Annotated in this window: 16 protein-coding genes; 3 read left to right on the top strand and 13 right to left on the bottom strand. The window is 68.6% G+C overall.

The features are described from left to right. Positions 1–13: 13 nt before the first annotated feature. From JSQ98_RS01120 to infC, 9 genes are all read right to left on the bottom strand, one after another. Complete coding sequence (locus tag JSQ98_RS01120) at positions 14–412, bottom strand: VOC family protein (protein ID WP_211647988.1); 399 nt, start codon at positions 410–412, stop codon at positions 14–16. A gap of 24 nt (positions 413–436) precedes the next feature. Then, complete coding sequence (gene pheT / locus JSQ98_RS01115; protein WP_211647987.1) at positions 437–3061, bottom strand: phenylalanine--tRNA ligase subunit beta; 2625 nt, start codon at positions 3059–3061, stop codon at positions 437–439. After that, positions 3061–4113, bottom strand: a complete 1053-nt coding sequence (gene pheS / locus JSQ98_RS01110) for a phenylalanine--tRNA ligase subunit alpha (RefSeq protein ID WP_211647986.1) — start codon at positions 4111–4113, stop codon at positions 3061–3063. Before pheS ends, pheT begins: the two co-directional genes overlap by 1 nt. After that, positions 4073–6007 (bottom strand): 5-oxoprolinase subunit B/C family protein, encoded by a 1935-nt coding sequence (locus tag JSQ98_RS01105; protein WP_249290664.1) that lies wholly within the window; start codon positions 6005–6007, stop codon positions 4073–4075. Before JSQ98_RS01105 ends, pheS begins: the two co-directional genes overlap by 41 nt. Continuing rightward, positions 6008–6763, bottom strand: a complete 756-nt coding sequence (locus JSQ98_RS01100; RefSeq protein ID WP_211647985.1) for a LamB/YcsF family protein — start codon at positions 6761–6763, stop codon at positions 6008–6010. A gap of 54 nt (positions 6764–6817) precedes the next feature. Beyond that, the gene (locus JSQ98_RS01095; RefSeq protein ID WP_211647984.1) at positions 6818–7630 is read right to left on the bottom strand and encodes a TrmH family RNA methyltransferase; all 813 of its coding nucleotides are present in this window, start codon (positions 7628–7630) and stop codon (positions 6818–6820) included. Positions 7631–7731: 101 nt separating this feature from the next. Beyond that, positions 7732–8115 (bottom strand): 50S ribosomal protein L20, encoded by a 384-nt coding sequence (gene rplT / locus JSQ98_RS01090; RefSeq protein WP_010156663.1) that lies wholly within the window; start codon positions 8113–8115, stop codon positions 7732–7734. A 51-nt stretch (positions 8116–8166) separates the two neighbouring features. Next, on the bottom strand, positions 8167–8361 hold the full coding sequence (gene rpmI, locus JSQ98_RS01085; RefSeq protein ID WP_010156662.1) for a 50S ribosomal protein L35: 195 nt from the start codon (positions 8359–8361) through the stop codon (positions 8167–8169). A gap of 76 nt (positions 8362–8437) precedes the next feature. Then, positions 8438–9064 carry a translation initiation factor IF-3 gene (infC, locus tag JSQ98_RS01080; protein ID WP_090147910.1) on the bottom strand — a complete coding sequence of 209 codons (627 nt, stop codon included), beginning with the start codon at positions 9062–9064 and terminating at the stop codon, positions 8438–8440. 219 nt (positions 9065–9283) lie between these two features. On the opposite strand from infC, the gene JSQ98_RS01075 reads away from it, so the two are divergent. Genes JSQ98_RS01075 through JSQ98_RS01065 form a run of 3 tightly spaced genes read left to right on the top strand, consistent with a single transcriptional unit; the run spans position 9284 to position 10801 of the window. Further along, the gene (locus JSQ98_RS01075) at positions 9284–9673 is read left to right on the top strand and encodes a DUF1844 domain-containing protein (protein WP_211647983.1); all 390 of its coding nucleotides are present in this window, start codon (positions 9284–9286) and stop codon (positions 9671–9673) included. Between the two features lie 11 nt (positions 9674–9684). After that, complete coding sequence (locus JSQ98_RS01070; RefSeq protein ID WP_211647982.1) at positions 9685–10482, top strand: AzlC family ABC transporter permease; 798 nt, start codon at positions 9685–9687, stop codon at positions 10480–10482. Next, on the top strand, positions 10475–10801 hold the full coding sequence (locus tag JSQ98_RS01065) for a branched-chain amino acid transporter permease (RefSeq protein WP_090147905.1): 327 nt from the start codon (positions 10475–10477) through the stop codon (positions 10799–10801). The genes JSQ98_RS01070 and JSQ98_RS01065 overlap by 8 nt, the downstream gene beginning before the upstream one ends. Before the next feature lie 25 nt (positions 10802–10826). Here JSQ98_RS01065 and JSQ98_RS01060 read toward each other — a convergent pair whose 3' ends face one another. The 4 genes from JSQ98_RS01060 to hisB form a co-directional block, all read right to left on the bottom strand. Continuing rightward, positions 10827–11720: an SseB family protein gene (locus tag JSQ98_RS01060; protein ID WP_211647980.1), complete on the bottom strand. Its 894-nt coding sequence runs from the start codon at positions 11718–11720 to the stop codon at positions 10827–10829. Positions 11721–11739: 19 nt separating this feature from the next. Beyond that, complete coding sequence (gene priA / locus JSQ98_RS01055; protein WP_090147899.1) at positions 11740–12486, bottom strand: bifunctional 1-(5-phosphoribosyl)-5-((5-phosphoribosylamino)methylideneamino)imidazole-4-carboxamide isomerase/phosphoribosylanthranilate isomerase PriA; 747 nt, start codon at positions 12484–12486, stop codon at positions 11740–11742. A 95-nt stretch (positions 12487–12581) separates the two neighbouring features. Beyond that, positions 12582–13232: an imidazole glycerol phosphate synthase subunit HisH gene (hisH, locus tag JSQ98_RS01050; RefSeq protein ID WP_090147896.1), complete on the bottom strand. Its 651-nt coding sequence runs from the start codon at positions 13230–13232 to the stop codon at positions 12582–12584. Beyond that, entirely contained in the window at positions 13229–13837 is a 609-nt protein-coding gene (hisB, locus tag JSQ98_RS01045; protein WP_211647979.1) for an imidazoleglycerol-phosphate dehydratase HisB, read from the bottom strand. Before hisB ends, hisH begins: the two co-directional genes overlap by 4 nt. Between the last annotated feature and the right edge of the window lie 14 nt (positions 13838–13851).

Genomic DNA, 13851 nt, shown 5'->3' with positions numbered 1-13851 from the left:
GAGACGAGCTCGTCTACGCCCCCTCGTAGCCGATCAGCCACCGTACTCCGTACTGATCGACCAGCTGTCCGTCGCTCGCGCCCCAGGCGCGGCGCTCCAGCGGAAACAGGATGCGGCCGGAATCGGCGAGCGCCTCGAACCACCGGTGGAGTGTCGATGGCGCCGCTGCTCCGAGCAGGGAGAAGAACATTCCTCCGATGTGCACCGCGTCTTCGTCAGCACCGGCGTCAGCCCCGTAGATCGCCACCGGCCCGACGAGCGTGCCGTGCGCGACGGCGTCGTCCGGTCCGTCGACGCGCCCGAAGTCGGCGAAGGTTCGTATCTCCAGCGCACCCCCGAACACGGAGCGGTAGAACTCGAGCGCTTCGCCAGCGTTACCGGGAAACAGGAGGTACGGCGTGATTCCAGTCATCGGTCCTCCTGTCTCCCCAGGTCATCAGTCGCGCAGCTTGGCGTCGAATGCGAGCGCCGCGGCTTCGACACCGGCGAGTTTCGCCGCGCTGGCCTCCTCCGCGGTGAGCGTTCGGTCTTCAGCGCGGAAACGCAATGCGAACGTGAGCGCCTTCGAGCCCGCCTCGATCCCGGCGCCGCGATAGTCATCGACGATTCGCGCACCTTCGAGCAGGTCGCCCGCGCCCGCTACGACTACGGCGAGCAGATCGCCCGCCGGAACGTCGTCGGCGACGACGAGGGTGAGATCCTGCGTCGCGGCGGGATAGGTCGAGAGCTGAGCGGTCTCCGGCAGGCGCGGTGCGAGCTCGATCAAGCGGTCGAGATCGAGCTCGAACGCTGCGACCCGGCCGGGCAGATGATGCTCGGCGACCAGCTCGGGCAGCAGTTCGCCCGCGACACCGATCACCACGAGACCGCCCTCGTCGCCGTCGGCATCCGCTCCGTCGCCGGCGACGCGGATGGCGAGCTCCGCCGTGCGGCCAGGGTGGAAGGCACGGTGAGCGCCCTGCGAGACGACGAGCTCCGCCGAGACCGCACCCGCGACCGTACGCGCCGCGTCGAGGGCGTCGGCCCAGTCGTAGGCGCGGGCCGGCTCACCCGCCTGCTTCGGCACGGCATCGCCGAGCAGCAGACCGGCGATGCGGCGCGGTTGGTCGGGGATCGATGCGTTGAGTTCTGCGAGAACGGCGTCAGACGGCCGCTCCGCGAGCGGCGGCACCGTATCGGTGCCGAGCGGCGCGTCACCTGCACCGGGCGCGAACACGAGTCCCAGTTCGACGAGCGCGAGGTCGGTCAATCCGCGTGACGCGTTGCGCTGAGCGGCAGTGACGAGCCCCGGCAGCAGCGACCGGCGCAGGTACGGGGACTGCGCGTCGAGCGCATTCGCGAGCGCGATCGCCGCCACGGGCGGCGCCGCAGCACGAGTCGCCTCGCTGTCAGCCTCTGCGGCGGCGCCGGAACCGGCTCCCTCGGCACCCGCTCCGAACGCCTGCAGCTGCGACCGGGAGACGAACGGGTAGCTCTGCACCTCGTCGAGCCCGGCTGCCGTGATGATGTCGGCGACGCGACGGCGCAGGCGCTGGCTCCGCGTGAGTCCGCGACCGGCGGGAGCCACCGGCAGCGTCGAAGGGATGCGATCATATCCGACGATGCGCGCGACCTCCTCGATCAGATCGGCACTGCGGGTGAGATCGGAACGCCAGCTGGGCGCGGTCACTCCGAGCTCGTCGCCGCCGTCGGCGACGATGGTGCAGCCGATCGTCTCGATCGCGTCGCGGATCTCGCCTTCGCTGTAGTCCGTGCCCAGAAGCCCGTTGACTCGCGCGATCGGCAGCCGCACCTCGATCGGCTCCCAGCCCGCCACGAGGTCCGAGCCGAGCTCGTCCGCCGTGCCGCCTGCGAGCTCGACGAGCAGGTCGACCATGCGCTGCGCCGCGGCGCGCGACACCAACGGGTCGACGCCTCGCTCGAAACGCTTGGAAGCCTCGCTCGGCAGCTTGTGCCTGCGCGCGGTGCGAGCGATGGAGACCGGATCGAACGTCGCCGCTTCGATCAGCACGTCGACGGTCGTGTCGTCAGCCTTGGTCGAGGCACCGCCCATGACTCCGGCGAGGCCGATCGCGCCCGATTCGTCGGCGATCACGAGATCCTCGACGTGCAGCTGGCGCTCCTGACCGTCCAGCGTGACCAGAGTCTCCCCCGGAGCTGCGCGGCGCACCGTGATACCGCCGGTGAGCTTGCGCAGATCATACGCGTGCAGCGGCTGACCGAGCTCGAGCATCACGTAGTTCGAGATGTCGACCTCGAGCGAGAGCGAGCGGATGCCGGCGAGCTGGAGCCGCGCGACCATCCAGGCGGGCGTAGGGCGCGACGGATCGATTCCCCGCACCACGCGAGTCACGAAGCCGGTGGCACCGGCGCGCCCGCGAATCGGAGCCCGGTCGTCGAGCGTGACCGAGAACCCGGTGCCGATCGCGGGCGACACGGCGAGGGCCGGATCGGTGAAGCTCGCACCGGTCGCGTGGGCGTACTCGCGCCCAACGCCCCGCACGGAGAACGCGTAGCCGCGATCGGGAGTCACGTTGATCTCGACCGCGGTATCCGAGAGGCCGAGCAGTGCTCGGGCGTCCGCGCCGACGACGGGATCGAGACCCAGACGGGAGAGCACGATGATGCCCTCGTGATCCTCACCGAGCGACAGTTCGCGGGCCGAGGCGATCATGCCGTCGGAGACGTGCCCGTACGTCTTGCGCGCAGAGATCGCGAACCCTCCGGGCAGCACCGCCCCTGGCAGTGACACGACGACTTTGTCGCCCGCGTCGAAGTTGTGGGCGCCGCAGACGATACCGCGCACGTCGGCTCCGCCGTCGGCGGCCTGCTGACCCTCGGGGGCGACGCGCACCTGGCACCAGTTCACCGTCTTGCCGTTCGAGTGCTCCTCGGGTTCGCGGGAGAGCACCTCGCCGACGACGACGGGGCCGGTCACATCGAAGCGTCGAATCGACTCCTCTTCGAAGCCGACGCGTACGAGGTCGGCGTGCACCGCTTCTGGGGTGACGTCTTCGGGCAGCGAGACGATCTCGCCGAGCCAGCTGAGCGGAATGCGCATTAGACCAGTCCTCCGAACTGACGATTGAATCTGACATCGCCTTCGACCATGTCGCGCATGTCGTTGATGTCGTGGCGGAACTGCAGGGTGCGCTCGATGCCCATGCCGAAGGCGAAGCCCTGGTACTCATCGGGATCGATGCCGGCAGCGGCGAGCAGTTTCGGATCGACCATGCCGCATCCGCCCCATTCGACCCAGCGCGCACCGCCCTTCGCATGCGGCTGCCAGACATCCATCTCGGCCGACGGCTCGGTGAACGGGAAGAAGTTCGGGCGCAACCGGATCTCCGCCTCTGCGCCGAACATCTGGCGAGCGAAGTGCTCGAGCGTGCCGCGCAGATGCGCCATCGTCAGGCCGCGATCGATGGCGATGCCCTCGATCTGACTGAAGACCGGGGTGTGCGTGGCGTCGAGCTCGTCGGTGCGGTACGTACGCCCGGGAGCGACCACGTAGACCGGAAGCTCGCGGTCGAGCAGCGAGCGGATCTGCACGGGCGAGGTGTGGGTGCGCAGCACCAGGTGCCGATCGGCCGGTTCGATGAAGAACGTGTCCTGCATCGCGCGCGCCGGGTGATCAGGGTCGAACCCGAGCGCGTCGAAGTTGAACCATTCGTGCTCGACCTCTGGGCCCTCGGCGATCTCCCACCCCATTCCGATGAACACGTCGGAGACCTCGTCCTGCAACTGGGCGAGCGGGTGCCGGCTCCCGGCAGTGCGACGCACCGGTGCCGCAGTCACGTCGACGGTCTCGGCGACCAGCCGCGCCGCGGCCTCCTGCGCCGCGAGCTCCGACTCACGCCCGTGATAGGCGCCCTCGATGCGTCCGCGCGCCTGCCCCATGAGCTTGCCCGTCGCGGCCTTCTCGTCCTTCGGCACCGCGCGCATCTGCGCGTTGAGCTGAGCGATCGCTGAGCCGTCGCCCGCGTGCGCGGTGCGCGCGGCTTTCAGCTCTGCGACGGAGTCTGCCGCTGCGAAGGCGGCAAGCGCGGCAGTGACCGCTGCTTCTGCCGCTTCAGCGGTGATCGGATTCGATTTCGGGGCGCTGTCTGACACGAGTCCCTATCTTACCGGCAGCGGCGGCGGCCGAGGCCGACAGGATGTCGCGCAGCAGAGTCGCCACCGTATCTTCCATGAGGAGCCGCCCGTCGTCTCCGATGTCCGTCGCCGAGAGCCGGTCGAGCGCGGCGGCGAGCGCACCGGGAAGCGTGACGGCGACCCGCTTCCCATCGACTTCGAACGAGAGACGGACGGCCTCGAGAATCTCCGAGCGCGCGTCAGGACGGGAGCCGAGGTGCGGGTCGTCGGGATCGACGGGGACGAACCGCACGTGCGAACCGGGGCGCAGTTGCGCGGCGATATCGGTATCGGCATCGATCACAGTCCCGATGACGGGGTAGCCGCCCGTCACGGGGTGGTCGGCGAGGAAGAGCACGGGAAGGCCATTCAGAGGCACCTGGATGGATCCGCGGACGGTGCCCTCGCTCGGCAGCTCGTCGTGCCGCGCGCGCCGGAGCGGCGTCCCGTCGAATCGCACGCCGACGCGATTCGACGACGCGCTCAGGCGCCAGCTCTGCGACGCCAAGGCGGCACGAGCCTTCGCGTCGAACCAGTCGCTCCTCGGACCCGGTACGAAGCGGAGCTGCACCTCGTCGCCGATGGGACGACCATCCGACTCGGGCGAGTGCGCCGCCCGATCTGCCTGTCGAGGATCGTCGATCGCGAGGGCATCGCCCGCCGCGAGCGGAGCCGGGCCGATGCCCGACAGGCTGTCGTGACTCGCGCTTCCGAGTACGCGCGGCACCGCGAAGCCTCCCCGTATCGCGAGCACCCCGCGCATTCCGCGCGTGGCCCGCCCGACGCGCAGCACCTCCCCTCGGCGCACGGTGAACGCTTCCTGACTCGAGGGCGGCGTCCGCCGCTCGTCGCCAGCGCCGACGATCTCAGCCGTGGCGTCCGTTCCGGCCAACGCGATAGAGACATCGACGTCGGCGCGCACGACGAGTGCCGCGTTCAGTGTTTCCAGCGCAGCGGCCCCGTCAGCGTTGCCCACCGCCCGGTTGGCGCAGCGCAGCGCAACGCGGTCGGCGGCGCCGGAAGGGCTCACACCGATCGCCGAGTGTCCAGCCCGCCCCGCGTCTTGCACGAGTGTCTGCATCCCCGGGTCGATCACCGTGATGGCGGAGCTCGACGCCGCCTCGGGCGGGACCGGCGAGTCGGGCACGTCCGGCGCGTCCGGCGCGTCGGGCACGGGCACTGCGAGCGCGACCTGCTCGCGCACGGCGCGGAATGTCACCGTGTCGCCAGGTGCGATCAGCGACGCGCGTTCACGCGTCGCATCCCACAGTTGAGCGGTCGTGCGCCCGATCAGCCGCCATCCTCCGGGAGAGGCCCCGGGGTAGACCGCGGAGAACGCCCCGGCGAGCCCCACCGACCCGGGGGCGACGCGCTCGCGGGGTGACTCGAGTCGCGGCACGCGCAGCGCGGCATCACCGCCGGTGAGGTACACGAACCCGGGAGCGAAGCCGCCGAACGCCGCCGTCCATCGAGAGCCGCTGTGCGCCGCGACCACACCGGCCGCGCTGAGCCCGGTCAGCGCTCCGACCGCCTCGAGGTCCTCGCCGTCGTACACGACGTCGACGATCGCCACACGCGCCGACTCCCCCAGCATCGAGCGCGCGAAGCTCGCGATGCCAGAGGGCAGCCCGGCGATCTCATCGGCGATTCGACGCGCACTGGCGCGGTCGACGCACGTCACCAGGACCGTGCGCGCCGCCGGCACGATATCGATGACGCCGGGAAAGCCTCGTTCTCTGAGGATCGCGGCGAGCCCGAGTACCGTGTCGAGATCCGGCAGGTCGACGATGCACGCTCGATCGCCGACCGCGCGCACCGTGAACGGCGACGAACCTCCAGCCCCCGCCGAGCACATCCGCTTCGAACCGCCCATCTAGACGAAGCTCCCGATCTCGACGCCGCAGCCCTCGAGCGCCGTGCGAATGTCGCCGGCCAACCGCACCGCTGCGGGATGATCGCCGTGCAGGCAGATGCTGTCGGCACGCACGGCGATCTCCGTGCCGTCGACGGCGAGCACCCGACCCGTCGTCGCGATCCTCATCGCTTGCGCCGTTGCGGCCTCGCCGGTAAGCACCGCCCCGGAGACGGCGCGCGGCACGAGGGAGCCGTCTGGTGCGTACGCACGATCGGCGAAGGCTTCGGAGAAGGTGCGCACTCCCGACTCCTCGGCCACCCGTTCGATCACCGAATCGGGCGGCACCAGGAGCGGGAGCCCCGTGCCGGATTCGCGCAGGGCGCGCACGACCGCACGAGCCTGTCCCTCGTGATGCGCGATGGCGTTGTACAGCGCACCGTGCGGTTTCACGTACCGCACAGCGGAGCCGACGCTCCGCGCAAGCGCCTGCACGGCGCCGAGCTGGTAGATGATCTCGTCGGTCAATTCGCCCGGTTCGTACTCGATGAATCGACGACCGAACCCGGCGAGATCGCGGTAGCCCGGATGCGCGCCGATCGCCACTCCGGCAGCGTGCGCCGCTGCGCAGGTCGCACGTATGCCGCGCGGATCACCGCCGTGGAACCCGCAGGCCACATTGGCGCTCGACACGGATGAGAGCACCGCGGTGTCGTCGCCGAAGGCGAAACTGCCGAACGATTCACCGAGGTCGCTGTTGAGATCGATACGGGGCATTCGCCCATTCTCGCAGGCCGAGTACGGCGGGAGCGCAGACCCGGACCGCGGCGCCTAGCGGCTGCGCTGCACGAACGCCGTCTCGTAGAGCAGCACGCTCGCCGCCGTGGCGAGATTCAGCGATTCCGCCGCGCCGTAGATGGGAAGCCGCACTGAGCGATCGGCGAGCACACGGTCAGCCTCGCTCAACCCTCGGGCCTCATTGCCGAACACCCACGCGATCGGACCGTCGAGCGCCCCCTCCGCGCGAGCTTCGAGCACGTCGGAGCCGCGCACGTCTGCCGCGAGTACCGAGAGATCCGAGGCTCGCGCGGCTTCCACCGCCTCCTCCAGCGTCGACATCACGAGCACGGGGATGTGGAAGAGCGATCCCGTCGTGGAGCGCACCACCTTCGGGTGGAACGGATCGATGCTCTCCCCCGCGAAGATCACGGCGTCCGCCCCGGCGGCATCCGCCGCTCGCAGCACGGTACCGGCGTTGCCCGGATCGCGGATCTCGTGCAGGATCGCGACGAGCCGTGCTTCCGCGAGTGCGCCCTCGGTCGGCTCGCCCCACGTACGCGCGACGGCGACGACGCCCTGCGGGTTGACCGTCTCCGACATCGCCGAGATGACTTCGGTGGTCGCTCGCTCCAACCGCACGCCCGCATCCGAGGCGAGGCTGGCGATCTCGACCTGCCAGGTCTCCGCGCCGAGCGTCGCGTAGACGGTTTCGGTGAGCTCCGGACGATGCACGAGCAGCTCGCGCACCGCCTGCGGGCCCTCCACGAGGAAACGGCCGTGCGCTTGGCGCTCCTTCTTCCGGGCGAGGGATGCGATTCGTCGCACGCGTTCGGACTTCGTGTTGCTCAGCATCTCGTCGGTCATGAGTTCAGCCTACTGGCGCAGCGGCTCACTCCCCCGCGCCAGCAGAACGCAGAAGACCCCCGCTCCCCAGGGGAGCGAGGGTCTTCGACAGGAAGAACTGCTTACGCGGCCTTCGGAGCCGAGGTGTCCTCGGGCAGCGCCGACTTCGCGACCTCGACGAGCGCGGCGAAGGCTGCGGGCTCGTTCGTGGCCAGCTCGGAGAGCATACGACGGTCGACCTCGACGCCTGCAAGGCCGAGACCCTGGATGAAGCGGTTGTAGGTCAGGCCGTTCGCACGTGCACCGGCGTTGATGCGCTGGATCCACAGGCGGCGGAAGTCGCCCTTCTTCTTGCGGCGGTCGTTGTACGAGTAGACCAGCGAGTGGATGACCTGCTCTTTGGCCTTCCGGTACAGGCGCGAACGCTGACCGCGGTATCCCTCGGCACGCTCGAGGATGACGCGACGCTTCTTGTGGGCGTTGACGGCCCTTTTGACTCTTGCCATTTCAGTTCTTCCTTAGAAAATTCTCAGATGAAAGCTATGCGCTCGCGCCGGTCAGTGACCGAGGAGCTTCATGGCCTGCTTGGCGTCGCCCTTGGCGAGCACCTGCTCGGCGTTCAGACGGCGCTTGCGCTTCGAGGCCTTCACCTCGAGGTTGTGGCGCATGCCGGCCTGCTGCTTCATCAGCTTGCCGGAGCCGGTGAGCTTGAAGCGCTTCTTGGCCCCCGAGTGGGTCTTCTGCTTGGGCATCGATTTCTCCTTGTTGTGTGCGAGCCTCACGGCCGCGGATTGCGGGGTGGCGCTGCGCTCGGCAGCGCACCGCAGTTCATTCGTCGTCCGAGTCCGTACCTGCGGTCTTGTCGGCCCGACGAGTGGCCTTCTCCTCAGCGCGACGAGCATTCAGCTCGGCTTTCGCTTCGGACTTGTTCTTGAGCGGAGCGACGACCATGACCATGTTGCGACCGTCGATGCGCGGGTTCGACTCGACGACACCGTATTCGGCGATGTCCTCGGAGAACTGCTGCAGCAGGCGCACACCCATCTCCGGCCGCGACTGCTCACGGCCGCGGAACAGGATCATCGCCTTGACCTTGTCTCCCTGCGACAGGAAGCCGACAGCGCGCTTCATCTTCGTCTCGTAGTCATGCGTGTCGATCTTCAGGCGGAAGCGCACCTCTTTGAGCACGGTGTTCGCCTGATTACGGCGTGCTTCCTTCTGCTTCTGAGCTGCCTCGTACTTGTACTTCCCGAAGTCCATGATCTTGGCAACGGGAGGCTTCGAGTTCGGGGCAACCTCGACGAGATCGAGATCGGCGTCCACAGCCATGCGGAGCGCAGTCTCGATCGGCACGACGCCGACCTGCTCGCCACTGGGTCCTACCAGTCGCACCTCGGGGACGCGGATTCTGTCATTCGTACGGGGATCGCTGATCGCCGGCTCCTCTGATCTCATGGGTGGGCGCTCCGGAACGGAGCCACGGAGCATCGAGATCAGGACCGCGCACGCGCCATCCCACACCCTTGTGCAGCTGCCGAGTGATCGGCGGGGTGTCAACTACCCGGTAACCTTGAAACGGTGCCGGGTGGGAGAATCTCCACTTCCGTGATCTCGGCAGAACACCGAGAACCGGATCAATCGTAGCACACCTACCGCAGCAGCAGACAGGACGTCATGAGCGAGCACACCGCCGACCAGCCCACCCCCCCGGCCGCAGCAGCGGATTCCAGCGGAGATGACATCTCGCAGGCGACGCGGGACATCGCCGACGTCGCCGCCGTCGAGGTCATCACCACCGCCGCCGTGCACCTGCTGAGCGCTGCCGCGGTCAAGGTCGGACTCGCCGACGACCCCGAGACGCAGATCGACCTCGACGAGGCGCGCAAGCTGATCAACGCCCTCGCCGGCCTCATCACGGCGGGCGCTCCGGAGGTGAGCGACATGCATGCGCGCAGTCTGCGTGACGGGCTGCGCTCCGTGCAGCTCGCGTTCCGCGAGGCTTCGGTGATTCCTGATCCGATCGGCAAGGGACCGGGCGAGAAGTACACGGGTCCCGTGAACTGAGAGGATCCGCAGTGCCCCGCCCTCCCTCGGACGCCGCCCCAGCGCGAGCTCCCCGGCCGCCCAGGCGCGCCGAGATCGCTGCCGGCCTCGGCGACTCCTTGGGCGTCGGCATCGGAATACTGCCGCTCGGGGTCGCTCTCGGCGTCCTCGTGGTCCAGGCGGGACTCCCGTGGTGGCTCGCACCGGCGCTGTCGATCGGCATCTTCGCCGGTTCCGTAGAGCTGCTGCTCGTCAGCCTCATCGCTGCAGCGACACCGTTGGTCACCATCGCGATCACCGTGTTCGCGGTGAACTTCAGACACGTCTTCTACGCGTTCTCATTTCCGGTGTCTCGAGTGAGGCGCGGTCTGCCTCGCGCGTACTCGGTGTACGCGATGATCGATGAGGCTTACGCCACATACGTGCTCATGGACGAGAGCCGGCTGACCTCCGCGCGCATGGTCGCCGGGCAGCTCGCGATGCAGACCTACTGGGTCGTCGGCGGGCTCATCGGCGTCGCCCTCGCCACGGCGCTTCCAGAGCCGATTGAGGGATTCGAGTTCGCGCTCGTCGCCCTCTTCGTCGTGATGACGCTCGACGCCGTGCGCACCCGCCGGGAGGTGCCGTCAGCGTTGCTCGCAGCCCTCGCAGCGGCGATCGCGATCGTGACCGTTCCCGAGAGTGCGCTGCTCGCCGCGCTCCTCGTCTTCACTGCGCTGCTCGCGGGCCGGTATGCGGTCACGAGAGCCCGGAGGAAGTCCGTCGGGAGCGATGGGGACGGGCTCCCCGGCACGGACGACCCGACGGGAACGGCGGAGGAACATGCCTGATCTCGGGTACTTGATCGCAGCGGTCGCCGTCGGCGCCGTCATCACCATCGCCCTGCGCGCCCTGCCGTTCGCGATCCTGAAACCGCTGCGCCGCTCGAAGTTCGTGACCGCTCTCGGCCGATGGATGCCCGCCGGCATCCTCTTCATTCTCGCGGTCGTCATCCTGCGCGATGAACTGGCGGCACGCCCGAGCCACTGGTGGGCCGTGCTCGTCGCCACAGCGGTGACGATCGTGGTGCATCTCGTCGGGCGCCGGCGGGCCGTGCTCAGCGTCGCCGCCGGCACCGCTTGCTACATCGTGCTTCTCAATCTGGTGTGACGGGCGCTGCGGGCGCTCCCCGCGGCTACTCGCCCGCGACGGGTCTCAGCGTCAAGGAATCGACGCGATCCGCCACGACCTCCGATGCTGCGATTCGGGCCTGCAGCGCTTCGAGCACCTCGCGTCGCGCGCCGGCGGCACCTTCCGCGACCCGCACGAGCACCGTGACCTCCGGCTGGAGCAGGCGACTCTCGAGTTCTCCGGGAACGAGCCAGAGCTCTGCGATGCGCGGGTCGGCGGCACCGAGTCCTCTGAACTCCTCCTGCACTGCGGCGTCCGCCCACGCCGGGATCACGCGCCTTCCCAGGGCGAGGGCCTCGAGCGCGGTGCGACGCACTCCGAATTCACGCTCAGGGGTCCCCGGATCGATGATGATGAGCTCTGTCCCGTCTTGAGCCGCGGCCAAGGCGGTCTGCGCGCCGGGGACAGGAATCGGTCGCGCCTCCGGGTTCCAGCGGTTCAGCGTTGCAACGGAACTGAAGATCGGCAGTGCCTTCCTGCCGTCTGGAGCGGCGACCGCGACGATCGACAGTTCCTGCGATTTCTCGACCGTTCGCCCATCTGGAGTCTGTCCGACATCGCCCGCCTCTGCGAGCATCGGCACGAGAAACCGTTCGGTCGCGAACCCCGCGATCGCATCCGCCTGCGCGTCAGCGACCACGCGCACGGCGTCCCAGTACTCGGCCGAAGCTGCAGCGCTCCGCGCCGCAGCGGCAGCGTCGCGCACAGCGGTCACGAGGGCGATGTGCGTGGGTGATGCGCTTCCATCATCGCCGGAGAAAGCCGTGTCGTGATGGTCGAACGTGCGCCCTGCCCAGGGGAATCCCGCCGAGTCGGAGGCGCCGCCGCCGACGAGACTGTCCGGAACTCCGGTGCTGCGGGGCGAATCGCCGGTAGAGGGAAGCTTCTTGATCGCCATGAGTCGCGGGATGTCCGCTCTAGCGCCCTGCGACGTCGAGAGCAGCGGGCAAGGAGAAGGCTCCGTCGTAGAGCGCCTTCCCGACGATCGCGCCTTCCAGACCGTCGTCGACGAGCTCTCGGAGCGCGGCGAGGTCGTCGAGGCTCGACACGCCGCCCGAGGCGACGACCGGGCGGTTCGTCCTGGCGCACACCCGCGCGAGCAACTCGATGTTCGGTCCGCGCAGGGTCCCGTCCTTGGTGACATCCGTCACGACGTATCGGGAGCAGCCCGCCTCCTCGAGACGGTCGAGCACCTCCCACAGGTTGCCGCCCTCTTCCGTCCAGCCGCGCGCAGCGAGCGTCTCTCCGCGCACGTCCAACCCCACGGCGACTCGCTCGCCGAAACGCGCGATCACCGCCTCAGTCCACTCCGGGTTCTCGAGCGCCGCAGTGCCGAGATTGACGCGCGTGGCTCCCATCTCAAGGGCGGCTTCGAGCGACTCGTCGTCTCGTATGCCCCCTGAGAATTCGATCTTCACATCGCCTGAGCGCTTGATGATCTTGCGCGCGACCGCCACGTTGCTCCCCCGGCCGAAGGCCGCGTCGAGGTCGACGAGGTGGATCCATTCCGCGCCCTGATCGATCCAGTCGAGTGCGGCGTCCACGGGATCGCCGTAGTTCGTCTCGGTTCCGGCCTCACCCTGGGTGAGCCGCACCGCCTTGCCGTCGACCATGTCGATCGCCGGAAGCAGTTCCAGCTTCGGGCGTTCGGCGAGTTCAGTCATGGGGGCTTCTCCTTCTCGGGTGTGCGCGGTCGGGCCGCACCAGCTGCGGCCCGAGCGAGTGGGGATCCGGCCGCGTGAGGTCGGTCTCGATGGACTTACAGAGTGTCGATCCAGTTGCGCAGCAGCCGGATGCCAGCGTCACCCGACTTCTCCGGGTGGAACTGCGTCGCACTCAGCGGACCGTTCTCCACCGCTGCGATGAACCGCTCGCCGTGCTCGGCCCAGGTGACCAGGGGGCGGGTGGCCGGGGTGCGCCCTTCGATGGACCATTCAGTCGCGGCATTGCTGTGCACGAAGTAGAAGCGCTCGGCTTCGAGACCGGCGAAGAGTCTCGATCCCTGAGGCACGTCGACGGTGTTCCACCCCATGTGCGGGAGCACTGGCGCGTTGATCTGACGCACGGTTCCCGGCCACTGACCGAGTCCCTCGGTTTCGATTCCGCGCTCGATGCCGTGCGAGAACATGACCTGCTCCCCGACGCAGATTCCGAGCACCGGCAGGCCCCCTGCGAGCCGACGGTCGATGAGCTCGTCTCCGCGGACGGCGCGCAGCTGTCGCATCACGGCGTCGAACGCACCGACCCCGGGAACCAGGAGTCCGTCTGCTGCCATGACGGCGCCCGGGTCGCGCGTCAGCTCGACGTCGGCTCCCGCGTGGACGAGCGCCTTCACCGCCGAGTGCACATTGCCAGACCCGTAGTCGAGCACCGCCACCGTCTTGCGCGGCGCGTCGGAGGGAGCGCTCACAGCGCGCCCTTCGTCGACGGCACACCCGAGACGAGCGGATCGAGCGACTTCGCCTCGCGGAAAGCTCGGGCGAATGCCTTGAACTCGGCCTCTGCGATGTGGTGCGGGTCACGGCCGGCGCGCAACTCGAGATGCACGGTCAGCCGTGCGTTCAGCGTCAGGGCCTCGAAGAAGTGCCGCACCATCGAACCCGTGAAGTGACCGCCGATGAGATGGAACTCGAACCCGGCAGGCTCTCCCAAGTGCACGAGGTACGGCCGACCGGAGATGTCGACGACCGCCTGTGCGAGCGCCTCATCCAGTGGGACCAGTGCGTCGCCGTAACGCGAGATCCCGGCTTTATCGCCGAGCGCTTCGAGAATGGTCTGGCCCAGCAGAATCCCGGTGTCTTCGACGGTGTGGTGGACATCGATGTGCACATCGCCGACCGCGTTCACCGTCAGGTCTGTGAGCGAGTGGCGGGCGAACGCCGTGAGCATGTGATCGAAGAACGGAACCCCGGTCTCGATCTGCGAAGACCCCGAGCCGTCGAGATCGACGCTGACACTGATCTGCGACTCGCTCGTGGATCGCTCGAGCGAGGCGGTGCGCGGTGCTGCAGTCATGGTTGTCAGTCTAT

It is taken from the genome of Leucobacter manosquensis (assembly GCF_018304845.1).
In the GTDB taxonomy this organism is placed as follows: Bacteria; Actinomycetota; Actinomycetes; order Actinomycetales; family Microbacteriaceae; genus Leucobacter; species Leucobacter alluvii.
The sequence above is the reverse complement of the archived record's forward strand: the minus strand, read 5'-3'. Positions and strand labels throughout refer to the sequence as shown.

Bases quoted from the DNA above. Each gene is read 5' to 3' on its own strand.
- JSQ98_RS01120 (WP_211647988.1), bottom strand. From the start codon at position 412: ATGACTGGAATCACGCCGTACCTCCTGTTTCCCGGTAACGCTGGCGAA.
- pheT (WP_211647987.1), bottom strand. From the start codon at position 3,061: ATGCGCATTCCGCTCAGCTGGCTCGGCGAGATCGTCTCGCTGCCCGAA.
- JSQ98_RS01105 (WP_249290664.1), bottom strand. From the start codon at position 6,007: ATGGGCGGTTCGAAGCGGATGTGCTCGGCGGGGGCTGGAGGTTCGTCG.
- JSQ98_RS01100 (WP_211647985.1), bottom strand. From the start codon at position 6,763: ATGCCCCGTATCGATCTCAACAGCGACCTCGGTGAATCGTTCGGCAGT.
- JSQ98_RS01095 (WP_211647984.1), bottom strand. From the start codon at position 7,630: ATGACCGACGAGATGCTGAGCAACACGAAGTCCGAACGCGTGCGACGA.
- rplT (WP_010156663.1), bottom strand. From the start codon at position 8,115: ATGGCAAGAGTCAAAAGGGCCGTCAACGCCCACAAGAAGCGTCGCGTC.
- rpmI (WP_010156662.1), bottom strand. From the start codon at position 8,361: ATGCCCAAGCAGAAGACCCACTCGGGGGCCAAGAAGCGCTTCAAGCTC.
- infC (WP_090147910.1), bottom strand. From the start codon at position 9,064: ATGAGATCAGAGGAGCCGGCGATCAGCGATCCCCGTACGAATGACAGA.
- JSQ98_RS01075 (WP_211647983.1), top strand. From the start codon at position 9,284: ATGAGCGAGCACACCGCCGACCAGCCCACCCCCCCGGCCGCAGCAGCG.
- JSQ98_RS01065 (WP_090147905.1), top strand. From the start codon at position 10,475: ATGCCTGATCTCGGGTACTTGATCGCAGCGGTCGCCGTCGGCGCCGTC.
- JSQ98_RS01060 (WP_211647980.1), bottom strand. From the start codon at position 11,720: ATGGCGATCAAGAAGCTTCCCTCTACCGGCGATTCGCCCCGCAGCACC.
- priA (WP_090147899.1), bottom strand. From the start codon at position 12,486: ATGACTGAACTCGCCGAACGCCCGAAGCTGGAACTGCTTCCGGCGATC.
- hisB (WP_211647979.1), bottom strand. From the start codon at position 13,837: ATGACTGCAGCACCGCGCACCGCCTCGCTCGAGCGATCCACGAGCGAG.